Annotated in this window: 10 protein-coding genes; 4 read left to right on the top strand and 6 right to left on the bottom strand. The window is 39.8% G+C overall.

Translation table 11 applies throughout. The annotated features are described in order from the left end of the window. The first annotated feature begins 100 nt into the window (after window positions 1-100). Window positions 101-1,444 carry a dGTP triphosphohydrolase gene (gene dgt, locus IL355_RS01150; RefSeq protein WP_192460375.1) on the top strand — a complete coding sequence of 448 codons (1,344 nt, stop codon included), beginning with the start codon at window positions 101-103 and terminating at the stop codon, window positions 1,442-1,444. Here dgt and IL355_RS01145 read toward each other — a convergent pair. Then, entirely contained in the window at window positions 1,441-2,619 is a 1,179-nt protein-coding gene (locus IL355_RS01145) for a DUF3078 domain-containing protein (RefSeq protein ID WP_192460374.1), read from the bottom strand. The genes dgt and IL355_RS01145 overlap by 4 nt on opposite strands. Then, entirely contained in the window at window positions 2,597-4,381 is a 1,785-nt protein-coding gene (locus tag IL355_RS01140) for a 1-deoxy-D-xylulose-5-phosphate synthase (protein WP_192460373.1), read from the bottom strand. The genes IL355_RS01145 and IL355_RS01140 overlap by 23 nt, the downstream gene beginning before the upstream one ends. A gap of 73 nt (window positions 4,382-4,454) precedes the next feature. On the opposite strand from IL355_RS01140, the gene IL355_RS01135 reads away from it, so the two are divergent. Beyond that, window positions 4,455-4,904: a nucleoside deaminase gene (locus IL355_RS01135; protein WP_192460372.1), complete on the top strand. Its 450-nt coding sequence runs from the start codon at window positions 4,455-4,457 to the stop codon at window positions 4,902-4,904. A gap of 61 nt (window positions 4,905-4,965) precedes the next feature. On the opposite strand, the gene IL355_RS01130 is transcribed toward IL355_RS01135, so the two are convergent. From IL355_RS01130 to aspS, 4 genes are all read right to left on the bottom strand, one after another. After that, window positions 4,966-5,160, bottom strand: a complete 195-nt coding sequence (locus IL355_RS01130; RefSeq protein ID WP_187456306.1) for a cold-shock protein — start codon at window positions 5,158-5,160, stop codon at window positions 4,966-4,968. Between the two features lie 96 nt (window positions 5,161-5,256). Beyond that, entirely contained in the window at window positions 5,257-5,508 is a 252-nt protein-coding gene (locus IL355_RS01125) for a hypothetical protein (RefSeq protein ID WP_192460371.1), read from the bottom strand. A 16-nt stretch (window positions 5,509-5,524) separates the two neighbouring features. Continuing rightward, window positions 5,525-7,309 carry a chloride channel protein gene (locus IL355_RS01120; protein ID WP_192460370.1) on the bottom strand — a complete coding sequence of 595 codons (1,785 nt, stop codon included), beginning with the start codon at window positions 7,307-7,309 and terminating at the stop codon, window positions 5,525-5,527. Between the two features lie 57 nt (window positions 7,310-7,366). Further along, window positions 7,367-9,115 (bottom strand): aspartate--tRNA ligase, encoded by a 1,749-nt coding sequence (aspS, locus tag IL355_RS01115; RefSeq protein WP_192460369.1) that lies wholly within the window; start codon window positions 9,113-9,115, stop codon window positions 7,367-7,369. A gap of 190 nt (window positions 9,116-9,305) precedes the next feature. Here aspS and IL355_RS01110 point away from each other — a divergent pair, with 190 nt between their 5' ends. After that, a complete protein-coding gene (locus IL355_RS01110) occupies window positions 9,306-12,275 on the top strand; it encodes a SusC/RagA family TonB-linked outer membrane protein (protein WP_225621079.1) in 2,970 nt (989 codons plus the stop codon). A 17-nt stretch (window positions 12,276-12,292) separates the two neighbouring features. Then, window positions 12,293-13,597, top strand: a complete 1,305-nt coding sequence (locus IL355_RS01105; protein WP_192460367.1) for a RagB/SusD family nutrient uptake outer membrane protein — start codon at window positions 12,293-12,295, stop codon at window positions 13,595-13,597. Window positions 13,598-13,624: the final 27 nt, after the last annotated feature.

Here is a 13,624-nt window from a genome sequence, read left to right as displayed (position 1 = left end):
GTATTTTAAAACAAAGTAGAATTAACGTTAAATTTTACAGTTCTAGAGGCTGCAATTGGTACACATCAAATGATGTATCTTGCAAGCATAATTAGCAGATATGGAATGGGAAAAACTTTTGTCTTTAAAAAGACAGGGCGATACCTTGAAAAGGTTGCGAAAGGAACAAGACGATACGCGGTTAGGTTTCGAGGTGGATTATGACCGAATTATATTTTCCAGTGCCTTCAGAAGTCTACAGGATAAAACACAGGTCATCCCTCTTTCCAATACAGATTTTGTACATACACGGCTTACGCATAGCTTGGAGGTTTCTGTGGTAGGGCGTAGTTTAGGAAGAATCGCCGGAAAGAAAATTTTGAAAAAGCATCCCCACTTGGCCCAAGTGCATGGTTACCGATTTAATGATTTTGGTGCCATTGTTGCCGCTGCAGCTCTTTCACATGATATTGGAAACCCTCCTTTTGGGCATAGTGGGGAGAAGGCCATTGGTGAATTTTTTAAGACTGGAAAGGGAGTAAAATATCAATCGTTATTATCTAAAAAAGAGTATCAGGATTTAATTGATTTTGAAGGCAATGCGAATGGATTTAGGCTTCTTACCCAATCCAAAAAAGGAGTTGAAGGTGGTTTAAGGCTTAGTTATAGCACATTGGGGGCGTTTATGAAGTATCCCAAGGAGTCCTTGCCCAAGAGGCCAAGCCAACATATTTCCGATAAGAAGTTTGGTTTTTTTCAATCCGATAAGGACACCTTTTGTCAAGTAGCGGAGGAGTTGGGTTTGTTGCAAACGAGAAAAGGGGAATCCGTCTCCTATTCTCGCCATCCACTCACGTATTTGGTTGAAGCGGCAGATGACATTTGCTATACTATTATCGACTTTGAGGATGGTATTAATTTGGGATTGATTTCAGAGGACTACGCTCTGGAATACCTAATAAAATTGGTTAAGGATAATATTAATACCAAAAAGTATAATTCTTTGGCCTTCAAGGAAGATAGATTAAGCTATTTACGGGCACTTGCCATCAGTACCTTAATTTCCGATGCGGTAGATGTTTTTATAGATAATGAGGAAGCTATCTTGAATGGTGAATTTTCGGTCTCGCTCTTGGACAAAAGTAAGTATGAAGCTCAAGTATCGGATATTATTTCCCTAAGCGTTGAAAAAATTTATCGTTCCCAAGAAGTCATTGAAAAGGAAATAGCCGGTTATAAAATTATTTCGGATATTCTTGAGGTTTATACCCAGGCGTTACTACGACAAAGGGAGGGGAAAGCCGGAAATTATGATGAACTCCTGATTACCACGCTTCCGGAATGCTATCAAAATAGAGTAACCTCCGTCTATGAAATATTGTTAAATACTTGCTGCTACGTGGCAAGTTTATCTGATCGGTCTGCTGTTCACATTCACAATAAAATTATGGGTAAGCAGCTCTAAAAGGCATAACTTACCCCAACGCCTAGCAGTTGTTTAAACTGAATTTTTGGCCTTCCGGGATTGGTAACTATACCCTCGTCATTGGTTTGTTCATCAAAAAGAATGTCGTCGTCATAAATGATATGTGTTCCGATAGAGGTCAAAATATACTTATTCACCCTTAAATCTATGGTCATTTCCCAGTCTACATCAATATTTCCAAAATTCCGGAGATAGTCTGTGTATAAGGACAATCGGTTTTTGAGATTGGTGTTTTTCATGAGAACGGTCTGCCATTGATTGGTGACTAAAAAACCGAATTCTATTTGGGTCCTTTTGCCCTCTTCTATAATATTCCCTTCGGCATCCGTAACCGCTTTTTGTACCCCAAACGCTCCCTTATTGGCCAATTCCTCATCCAACACAAACGTAACTTTTTGTGTAAATGGCGAAATGTAGAGGTTGAATCGTTGGTCTTTGGTGATGTAGGAAGTACCTGCACCAAGAAATGAATAACCCGGAGCCATAAATCGTGAGATGGGATTGTCTCTGTTAGGGTATTTATAACCGTTGGAGAACTGGGTGTTAAAATTGGCCTTTACGGAGTAATACCAGTTGCTGATGGTATCTCTTTGAAAACCAAAAGTGGAACTTACCCTAAAGGAATCATCGGTCTTTCTTATTTTTTGGTTCTCCTGAATATTGAGTCCATAACTCATTTCCATATAGTTGTCCCATTGAATATACCGAAACTTATAATTTCTCTCAAACTTGGCTTTTCCCAAGGCCGAAATGGAGTTGTTACCACCGGCATTCCAGTTTACAAAGGCCACCTCGCTAAAATTAATGCCAAGTTGGTTCACATTGGTCCAAAAGGAGGGAACCTTAAAGTTGTTGGGTTTATCTCCCAATGCCTTTGTGCGTTTAAAGGAAATAACGGGATTCATTAAATCGACACTCCTTGGTATATTTTTGATTTTTTCTTGCGTTTTCCTGATTACAACGGTATCTACAATGGTGGTATCAATAACAATACTGTCCAGTGCTATCTCTGGGATTAAAATAGCAATGGAATCCGTCTTTTGAGAATGTTGGTTGTTGGGGATGGAATCGTTTTCCTGTGCTGAAAGATGAAAGATTCCCAGACAAAAAAGAAAAATGCTAAATAAATAACTAAGATGGTGGTTGTGGCGCATGGAGGAGATTATTTAGTTGGATTGTTATAGTGTTGGTGTCAATCTTTGAAAGTTGATGGAGTTCTTCAATGGTGCCGTGGCCCATAAACTCATCCTCAACTCCCATAATGTGTATTTTGTTTGAAAAACCTACTTCATTGGCATACTCCAATATTGCTGATCCAAAACCTCCAAGTTTGCAACCGTCCTCAATGGTAATAATGGTCTCAAAGGAGGAAAATATGTAATCGAGCGTTTTTATGTCCAAAGGTTTTACAAAACGCATGTTATAATGGGATACCTTTTTAGGATCTGTACACTGTTCTATAGCATCGACAGCTGCATTTCCTATATGACCTATGGAAAGGACAGCAAGTTTCGTACCTTTTTTTATTCTGTTGGCTGCACCGATTGTTATTTTTTGGAACGGGGTTTTCCAGTTTACGGTAACACCTCTTCCTCTGGGATAGCGTATGGCAATAGGGCGGTCAAGACCTAATTGCGCAGTATACATGATGTTTCGCAGCTCCATCTCGTTCATGGGCGCAAAAATAATAAGGTTGGGCACACAGCGCAAATAGGCAATATCAAAAAGTCCATGATGCGTTGGTCCGTCTTCCCCAACCAATCCGGCCCTATCCAAACAAAAAATAACCGGTAGTTTTTGAATTGCTACGTCATGGATTATCTGATCATAGGCGCGTTGTAAAAAAGTGGAATATACGTTACAAAAAACTTGTAGACCTTCCGCAGCCATACCTGCGGCCAAAGTAACCGCATGCTGTTCTGCAATGCCTACGTCTATGGCCCTTTCAGGAATTTGCTCCATCATTATTTTAAGGGAGCTTCCTGTAGGCATTGCAGGGGTTATGCCAATAATATTCTCGTTGGTTTGGGCCAATTCAACAATGGAATGACCAAAAACATCCTGGTATTTTGGAGGAATATTGGTGTTCTTTCCTTTTTGACGTTCCCCTGTTATTTTATCGAATTTTCCAGGGGCATGATAAGTTACTTGGTCTTCTTCCGCTTTTTGTAACCCCTTTCCCTTAGTGGTAATAACATGGAGTAATTTTGGCCCTTTAATATCTTTAAGACGCTGCAATTCTTCAACAAGCGCTTTTAAATTGTGACCGTCTATGGGACCGGAGTAATCAAAATTTAGACATTCAAAAATGTTTTCTTCTTTGGCCGTTCCCTTTTTTACATTGGTTAGGTATTTTTTGAGAGCCCCAACGCTAGGATCTATACCAATAGCATTGTCGTTCAAGATAATCAGCACATTGGCGTTGGTTACACCGGCGTGGTTTAACCCTTCAAATGCCATTCCACTGGCAATGGATGCATCACCAATAACTGCAATATGGTGTTGGTTCATTTCACCCTTAAGGCTCGAGGCCAAAGCCATTCCTAAAATTGCTGAAATAGATGTTGAGCTGTGCCCCGTACCAAATACATCATATTCACTCTCTTCTATTTTAGGAAAGCCACTTATTCCCCCTAATTGTCTATTGGTGTAAAACCTATCTTTTCTACCGGTCAGTATTTTATGTCCGTAGGCTTGGTGCCCAACGTCCCAAATAATTTTATCATTAGGCGTATTAAAAACATAGTGTAGGGCTATGGTCAATTCTACCACACCTAGGCTGGCGCCTAAATGACCCTCTTTTGTAGAAACTATATCAATTATAAACTCACGAAGCTCTTTTGCAAGAGGAGGCAAATCTCCTATTGAAAGTTCGCGAAGGTCTTTAGGGTATAGAATTTTACTTAATTGGCCCATTTACGGGCGTAAATGTACATTAAAACAGTTTTCGGTTTCCTTAAACAAATGTCAAAAATTGTACATTTAGACCATGCTTCAACCTTTTGATGATACTTATTTTATGAAAAAGGCCCTTCAAGAGGCCGAAATTGCCTACGATATGGGCGAGGTACCTGTAGGGGCTGTAATTGTGGTGCAAAATAGGATTATCGCCAGAGCGCATAATCTTACGGAAAAATTACATGACGTAACTGCGCATGCAGAAATGCAGGCCATAACAGCGGCAGCCAATTTTTTAGACGGTAAGTATTTACATGATTGTACGTTGTATGTTACTCTGGAACCATGCCAAATGTGTGGAGGGGCACTATTTTGGAGTCAAATCAGTAAGGTGGTATATGGAGCTTCAGACCCGCAAAGGGGATTTAAGGCCATGGGAACCCGTTTACACCCAAAAACAAAGATTGTTAATGGTGTTTTAAAAGATGATTGTAGCGAAATCATTAAAAGATTTTTTATCGCTAAGCGCAACTTTAATTAATCGAAATAAAAAACCCCTGCATTTTGCAAGGGGTCATTTTGTAAGCACGTTAAGTTGATGATTATCCTACCACCTGTATTTGAGCGGCTACCATTCCCTTTCTGCCTTCTTCTTCAACATATTCTACTTTGTCCCCTTCGTTAAGCGCTGTACCTTTTAAAGCTGTAGCGTGTACAAAAATGTCTTTGCCCGTGTCATCGTTGGTAATGAAGCCGTATCCTTTGGATTCATTAAAAAATTTTACTGTACCAGTCATGCCAATAATAATTAGTTGATAAATTGTTTGTTAGTCTAAAAGTATGAATTTTTTGGACAGACTGTATTTAATTTCAAAGAGAAATATGAATGAATTTTATTGATTTTCAGGGTTTTCACTTCTTTCTTCTCGCATTTTTCTAATATTTTCTTCGGATAACATATAATCCTTCATTTTTTTGCCTCTACTGTATTTGATTAAAAAGAGTGGCATTGCTACTAGAAAAATACCTACGGTTCCAAATCCAATACATTTACTGCCTAAAAGAACTTCCTCTTCTTGGATATAAAACCCATAAAGAATAGATGAAAAAGAGGCAAAGAGTACAAAAAGGATGAGGTATTTCATAAAAGTTTATTGCGTATTATCGTGTAAAATTGATCAGCTCTCTTCTATAGGCGGTCAAAAGCTTTGATTTGGATACAAAACCTGCGTATTTGCCATTTTTGATGACCGGTAAATTCCATGCGCCGCTATTTTGGAATTTTTGCATTACATTCTTCATGCTATCTTTTTCGTAAAAAATATGTTCTGGAGCATTATGCATAAAGGTTTCAACTTTGGTACTGTTGTAAAGCCCCGTGTCAAACATGAATTCGCGTATATCGTCCAACAGAACAATGCCCACAAGGGCGTGATCTTTGTTGACGACAGGAAAAATGTTTCTGGCTGATTTTGCTACCGATTCATGAAGCATTTCTCCCAAAGTCATTTCAGGATATACAATTTTAAAGTTTGTTTCCAATACGTCTTCCAATTGCATTAAGGTCAATACGGACTGATCCTTATTATGTGTTAGAAGGGCTCCGCTTTTTGCAAGTTCCCTAGTGTAAATGGTGTAATCAATAGCATTTCTTGTAATGAGATATGAAATGGATGCAGTTATCATGAGCGGAACAAATAGTTCATAGCCACCGGTAATTTCGGCAATGAGAAAAATAGCGGTCAAAGGGGCATGTAAAACACCTGCTATTAAACCTGCCATGCCAATTAACGTAAAATTACTTTCCGATACCGCAAATCCCAATCCGCTATTATTTATGACTTTGGCCATTACGTTACCCAGTGCACTTCCCATTACCATGGTGGGGATAAAAATTCCTCCGGCACCACCGGCGGCCAAGGTGGTGGTCATGGCAACAGCCTTAAAAATGGTAATGCCAAACAATAGTGCTATCACTACCCAAATATTGGAAATATACGAGTCAAAAGGGGTTTTACCTAGGGCCTCGGTGTGATTCCCGTCCAAAAGGTTATTTATAAAACCAAATCCTTCTCCGTACAAAGGGGGGATAAAATACAACATAATTCCAATGGCAAGTCCGCCCACCAATAGTTTGTATTTTGGACTTTTTAGGGGCTCAAAAAGTTTTAAAATACCAAAATACATTCGGGTGAAATAAATGGATGCGAAAGCTGTGCCCACACCTAAAATGATATAAAAGAGTGTATCCTTTACTTCAAAATTTTGTGTAATGGTAAATTTGAAAAGCACCTCATTGCCTAAAAAGAAGTACGAGGTAAGAACTCCTGAAATAGAAGCCAAAAGTAGCGGTAATGCCGAGAGCATGGTAAAATCCAAGCTAAAGACTTCAATGGCAAAAACAATTGCTGCAATGGGGGATTGAAAAATAGAAGCGATGGCCCCCGCAGATGCACAAGCAATCAAAAGTGATCTAGTCTTTGAATTAATATGGAAGAACTTTCCCAAATTGGAGCTAATAGCTGCCCCAGATGCAACCGCAGGCCCCAACAGACCGGTAGAACCTCCAAATCCAATGGTTAGTGGTGCGGCGATTAATTGAGTATATATGTGTTTAGGTTCAATTACCCCCTTTTTTTTGGAAAGGGAAAAAAGGATAGAGCTAACGGCATGCCCCAGCTTTTCTTTATGGATAAATTTCACATATAGAAAGACCAAGGTTAAACCAATGATTGGTAATATGAAGTAAATTCCATTGTTGGAAATAAGAACCCCCTTTTCCAAGGAAGCTTCAATAAAATATACAATGTTCTTTAGGGTAACGGAAGCCAGGCCGGCCAAAAGACCTACCAGCACACTCATGATGTGCGTAAATGTCTTATTGGAGATATGTTTATATCTCCATTTAAGAAACTTGGAAGCTAATTGTTTTATTCGGCTGGGCATTCCATAATTCTTACCTTAATTAAAGGTATGAAAATTCCCTGCTGAGAATCTTTTTACCTAAACATTAAGTTTTAAATGAAGCTCGTTCAACTGTTCTTGGTCAATAGGTGCGGGAGCATCTATCATCACATCACGACCACTGTTATTCTTTGGGAATGCAATAAAATCCCTTATTGTCTCTTGCCCTCCTAAAATAGAAACCAATCTGTCCAGACCAAATGCGATTCCTCCATGTGGTGGGGCACCATATTGGAAAGCATCCATTAGAAAGCCAAACTGGGCTTTCGCTTCCTCCGGGGTAAACCCTAAATGCTTGAACATGGTTTCTTGAACGTTCTTGTCATGTATACGAATCGACCCTCCACCAATTTCATTTCCGTTTAAGACAAGGTCATAAGCATTCGCTTTTACGGCTCCCGGGTTTGTGTCAAGCATTTCTAATTGACCAGGTTTCGGAGAAGTAAAAGGGTGGTGCATGGCGTGATAGTTTCCTGTTTCCTCATCCAATTCCAAAAGAGGAAAGTCTACTACCCAAAGAGGTGCAAATTCATCTGGCTTTCTTAACCCTAACCGCTCTGCCATTTCCATTCTAAGGGCGCTTAATTGGGTACGGGTCTTATTTTTATCGCCAGATAGCACGCAAATGAGGTCACCGGGTTGTGCTTCCGTTGCTTCGGCCCACTTTTTAAGGTCCTCCTGGTCGTAAAATTTATCTACAGTAGATTTGTAACTTCCATCTTCATTACACTTAACATATACCATTCCTTTGGCACCCACTTGCGGTCTTTTTACCCAATTGACCAAGGCGTCCAATTCTTTTCTTGTATAACTTGCGGCTCCGGGAACGGCAATCCCTACAACCAGTTCCGATGAATTAAAAACTCCAAAATCCTTGTGTTGGGCTATTTCATTGAGTTCTGCAAATTCCATCCCAAAACGAATGTCCGGTTTGTCATTACCATAAATCCGCATGGCATCGTCATAGGTAATCCTTGGAAATGCGGAGATTTCAACCCCATTGATTTCTTTTAATAGGTGCCTTGTAAGACCTTCAAATGCATTAAGAATGTCTTCCTGTTCTACAAAGGCCATTTCACAATCGATTTGAGTAAATTCAGGTTGCCTGTCTGCCCTTAAATCTTCATCTCTAAAGCATTTTACGATTTGAAAATACTTGTCCATGCCCGCCACCATTAATAATTGTTTAAAGGTTTGCGGCGATTGCGGGAGTGCGTAGAACTGACCTTCGTTCATGCGGCTAGGAACCACAAAGTCTCTTGCGCCTTCCGGGGTAGATTTTATAAGGTAAGGGGTTTCAACTTCTATAAAACCCTTTTCCGCTAGATATTTGCGGACCTCCATAGTCACTTGACTACGGAAAATAAGATTGTTTTTAACGGGATTGCGTCTAATATCCAAGTAGCGATATTTCATGCGTAGATCTTCACCGCCGTCAGTTTCATTTTCAATAGTAAATGGAGGGGTTTTAGAAGTGTTGAGTACAGTAAGTTCCTCCACCAAAACTTCAATGTTTCCCGTTGGGATATTAGGATTTTTTGAAGCGCGTTCAATCACTTCCCCTTGAACCTGAACTACAAATTCACGACCTAAGTGTCTGGCCTTTTCCAATAAATGGGAAGCGGTACGGTCCTCGTCAAAAACCAACTGGGTAATACCATAACGGTCTCTCAAATCTACCCAGACTACAAATCCTTTGTCACGAGTTTTTTGTACCCATCCAGAAAGGGTAACTTTTGAATTAATATGCGATTCGCGAAGTTCTCCGCAGGTATGGCTTCTGTACATTAGGTCTATAAGTTAAAAGAACAAATGTAAGAAGATATGATGGTTTCATCTAACTATTTAAATTCATTCATAATTATCAGTTTATCTAATTATTTGCTGTAAAAACAATTATTATTTAACAAAAATTTCAATTTTGCGTCAATTCTTGTGTAACTTGTCTTACAAATAGCTAATTCAACATCTTATGAAAATGAAAAGAACAATCTTCAGAGGAGCACTAATTTTGGTGTTTTTCTTAATTCCGGTTGTGGCCATTTCGCAAGGAATGGTACAGGGTACCATAACGGACAATAATGGTCTTCCCGTTCCAGGGGCCAATATTGTGGTTAAAGGGACTACGAATGGTACTACATCGGATTTTGATGGAATTTATGAGATTTCCATTGACGATTTTCCGTGCACCTTGGTATTTTCTTCTTTAGGTTATTCCACCAAGGAAGTACAAGTAAGTAATGCTTCCACCTTAGACGTAATTTTGGAAGAGTCAGTTATGGGCTTGGACGAAGTGGTGGTCTCTGGTCTTGCCTCTTCCGTTAAAAGGAGAAACTTGGCCAATGCGGTTGCCACTGTGTCTGCTGCTGAACTTGCAGGGGTGACTCCTCCAAAGACTTTGGATGGTGCCCTGGCAGGGAAATTTACTGGAGCTGTGGTTAATGCCAATTCGGGCGCGCCCGGTGGCGGTATGTCCATAAAATTTAGAGGGGTCACCTCCATTAATGGAAACTCACAGCCTCTTTACATTGTAGATGGGGTGTATGTGGATAACAGTAGTATTTCATCAGGAGGTTTGAATGCAGTTTCGCAAGCCTCAGGAGGGGGGAATCCATCCTCTCAAGATAATGCTACTAACCGTATTGCGGATATTAACCCGGATGACATCGCCAATATTGAAATACTAAAAGGAGCTTCGGCCGCCGCAATATATGGTTCGCGTGGTGCGGCAGGAGTTGTTATCATCACTACTAAGAAGGGACAGGCCGGTAAAACCAAAGTAAATTTAACACAAGGTTTTGGTTTCAATCAGGTAATTAGGTTGCAAGGACAACGAAATTGGTCTGAATCTTTGGCGGAAAGTGAATTTGGTGAAGGGGCATTATATGCTGCTGCCCTTTCTTCTGGGAGATTACGGGATTATGAAGAAGAGATATTTGGAGAGGAAGGATTAATAAGTAACACTAATTTAAGTGCTTCGGGAGGTAATGATAAAACGACATTTTTTGCAGGTATTACCAATAATGATGAAGATGGAATAGTTAAGAACACCGGATATAAAAAGACTTCGTTTAGGTTGAATGTTGAGCACAATTTTAATAATAACATTAAACTGTCCCTCAACTCCAATTATATAAGTTCTGTAGCCGATAGAGGGTTCTTTAACAATGATAATAGTGGTACTACCATTGGTGTGGCTTTAACAAGCACAAGACCTTGGGATTATCTTTTGCCCGATGCAAACGGCAATTACCCTGATCATCCTAACAACTCATCAAACCCCTTGCAAACTAGGGATTTAATGACCAATAGTGAAAGGGTCAATCGTTTTATTTTAGGAGGGTCTTTGGACGTAAACCTTTATACGAAGGAAAATTCCAATTTAAAACTGGTTACTAGAGCAGGTGTGGACTCCTATAATATGGAAGCCAAAGTCATTTTTCCCAAAGAACTTCAGTTTCAAAGACCTGACCAAGGTGGTGTAAACGGTGTGTCGGCAATTACGAACACTAATAATAAGAATGCCAACTATTCTGCTTTCTTGGTTCATAATTATTTTACGGACAATGACTTGTCATTCAATACCCAAGTAGGTGCCACAAATGAACATTTTAGTAGAAACACCGTAAGTGTAGTAGCATCTGACCTAATTGCATCCGAGACCAATGTGGATCAAGGAGCAAATCAAAATGTAAATCAAAACAGGTTGGAACAAGAGGACATGGGCTTCTTTGTGCAGGAGACCGTAAACTACCAAGACAAACTAATTGGTACTATTGGTCTTAGAGGTGATAAATCAACCAACAATGGTGACATCAATAAATTTTTCTATTATCCCAAGGCTTCACTCGCTGCCAACTTGAACAATTTCGGTTTTTGGGGAGATAATAGTTTTATGAATCGTTTAAAGCTTAGGGCTGCTTACGGTGAAGCTGGTACTTTTGCCGCTTTTGGCTCTTTATACACGGTTTATCAAAGTACTCTGGTAGATGGCAATGTAGGTATTGTAGTTCCTTTAACCCAAGGTAATCCGGAAATATCCCCTGAAAGACAGAAGGAACTGGAAATCGGTTTTGATATGGGGATTTTGGATGAACGGTTAGGGCTAGAATTTACTTGGTACCAAAAAAGGGTTGATGACTTACTTCTACTTGCCAACTCTGAACCTTCTACCGGTTTCTCCACTAAGTGGGAGAATGCAGGTGAATTGGAAAATACTGGTGTAGAGATAGCCTTGAACGCGTCCATAGTAAATAAAGAAGACTTTAGCTGGGATGCGACCTTGAACTGGTGGAAAAACACCTCTGAAATGGTTCGTATGGATATACCTGCATACAATACCGGAGGATTTGGAACAGGTTTAGGAACCTTTAGAATTGAGGAGGGTAAAAGTGTTACCCAAATTGTGGGAACCAATGTTGATGGTGACTTGGTTCAATTAGGTGATGCCGAACCTGATTTTCAAACTTCCCTTTTTAACAATATTAATTATAAGCATTTTTCACTTTCTTTTTTATGGCATTGGAAAAAAGGTGGCGACAACGTAAATCTGACCAAATTACTTTCGGATTTTGGAGGAACAAGTGCCGATTATGACGAAATCAGTTTAGACCCGGGAGGTACTATTCCCAATGGTGTTTACCGTGTGAATAATGGAATTTTTGCTGGTAATGCTACTCCATTTGTAGAAGATGCCTCTTACCTTAGGTTAAGGGAAATAGGATTGTATTACAAAGTGCCTTCAAAGCACTTGACAGATTGGTTTGGTGATGTGATATCAGATGTAAAGGTTGGTTTTTCGGGTAATAATATCATTAATATTTTTGATTACAATAGCTATGATCCAGAGGTTTCTAACTTTGGTGGTAACGGCTTGTCTACCGGGGTTGAGGTTACACCTTTTCCTTCTTCAAAAAGATATATGATGCATATTTCAGTGCAGTTCTAACATAAAAAATTTGCAAAATGAAAATTATAAAAGCAATAAGAATTTTAATGGTTGTGATATCATTTGTTCTTGTTTCCTGTGAATTGGATGGAGGCGAGAGTTTAAATGGCGCAAGTACCTCTTCTATTTCCGATGATATTTCTCGGGGAGAACTTACTCAGGCGGTTTCTGGGGTACTATCTGATATGCGGGTAGGCCTATCAACCCATAATGATGTCAAAAGCATTTTTGGTAGGGAATACTATTACTTTACGTCATCAGATCCAAGGTATGAAGGTGATGTGGTCGTAGGTAACCTTGACAACAATACTTTTTACGTAACAACACCTTGGGGTGCCAGATATGCAACGGTAAAGAATATCAACTTGATATTGGAAGGATTGGACAATACCACAGCCGATTTTTCTGCAGCCGAAATTGCGGGGGCAAGAGGCGTGTTAAATACCTTAAAAGCGTATGAACTCTTAATGTTGAGTGATAATCAGCATGATAATGGAATTCGCGTCGATGTTTCCGATTCCGAGAATCTCGGAGCCTTTTTGGATAGGAGCGCTGCATTGTCATCCATTGCCGAACTTCTAGATTCGGCTGCAGGTGAATTGGGTAGTGCAGGAGATTCATTTGCTTTTGGTCTTTCCTCTGGTTATTCTGGTTTTGATACTCCTCAGACTTTTTTGCAATTCAATAGAGCTTTGATGGCAAGAGTTTCCGCTTATCAAGGAGATTATACGACGACCTTAGCTGCACTCGATGCATCTTTTTTTGATTTGGCCGGAGATTTAGATGGTGGAATATACCACACCTTTTCTTTAAGTGGGCAAGATATTGCCAATCCCTTATTCATTGCTTTAAATCAAACTGCAAATGTTAGGGTAGCACATTCAAGTTTTGTAACTGATGTGCAAGATGGCGATACTCGCCTGGAAAAGGTGGTAGAGCGAGATGAACCTCGAGAGGCTACCGGACTTTTAGGCACCCATGACGTGGCACTTTATGGAAGTAACGTTGATAACATACCAGTATTGAGAAATGAAGAACTGATATTATTATATGCGGAGGCGAATATGCAAACCAATCCTGGAGAAGCTGTTGCGGCCTTGGATGTTTTACGAACAGCTGCAGGTTTGCCTGCTTACACAGGTGCGACCACTCCAGCGGCACTTGAAGACGAGATTTTGTATAATAGACGTTATTCTCTTTTTGGAGAAGGCCATCGATGGATTGATATGAGACGATTTGGTAGACTTTCAGATTTACCAAATGATCGTTCAACGGATAATGTTCCTTCTGCCATTCCCGTTCCGGCCAACGAGAATAAGTAAGAAGTAATTTTTTTTAGTATTACGCCC

The organism is Euzebyella saccharophila, from assembly GCF_014855495.1.
Lineage (GTDB): Bacteria > Bacteroidota > Bacteroidia > Flavobacteriales > Flavobacteriaceae > Euzebyella > Euzebyella saccharophila.
This window is presented reverse-complemented; position numbering and strand designations above follow the sequence as displayed.

Bases quoted from the DNA above. Each gene is read 5' to 3' on its own strand.
- IL355_RS01125 (WP_192460371.1), bottom strand. From the start codon at position 5,508: ATGAAATACCTCATCCTTTTTGTACTCTTTGCCTCTTTTTCATCTATT.
- IL355_RS01110 (WP_225621079.1), top strand. From the start codon at position 9,306: ATGAAAAGAACAATCTTCAGAGGAGCACTAATTTTGGTGTTTTTCTTA.
- IL355_RS01140 (WP_192460373.1), bottom strand. From the start codon at position 4,381: ATGGGCCAATTAAGTAAAATTCTATACCCTAAAGACCTTCGCGAACTT.
- IL355_RS01105 (WP_192460367.1), top strand. From the start codon at position 12,293: ATGAAAATTATAAAAGCAATAAGAATTTTAATGGTTGTGATATCATTT.
- IL355_RS01130 (WP_187456306.1), bottom strand. From the start codon at position 5,160: ATGACTGGTACAGTAAAATTTTTTAATGAATCCAAAGGATACGGCTTC.
- IL355_RS01135 (WP_192460372.1), top strand. From the start codon at position 4,455: ATGCTTCAACCTTTTGATGATACTTATTTTATGAAAAAGGCCCTTCAA.
- IL355_RS01145 (WP_192460374.1), bottom strand. From the start codon at position 2,619: ATGCGCCACAACCACCATCTTAGTTATTTATTTAGCATTTTTCTTTTT.
- dgt (WP_192460375.1), top strand. From the start codon at position 101: ATGGAATGGGAAAAACTTTTGTCTTTAAAAAGACAGGGCGATACCTTG.
- IL355_RS01120 (WP_192460370.1), bottom strand. From the start codon at position 7,309: ATGCCCAGCCGAATAAAACAATTAGCTTCCAAGTTTCTTAAATGGAGA.
- aspS (WP_192460369.1), bottom strand. From the start codon at position 9,115: ATGTACAGAAGCCATACCTGCGGAGAACTTCGCGAATCGCATATTAAT.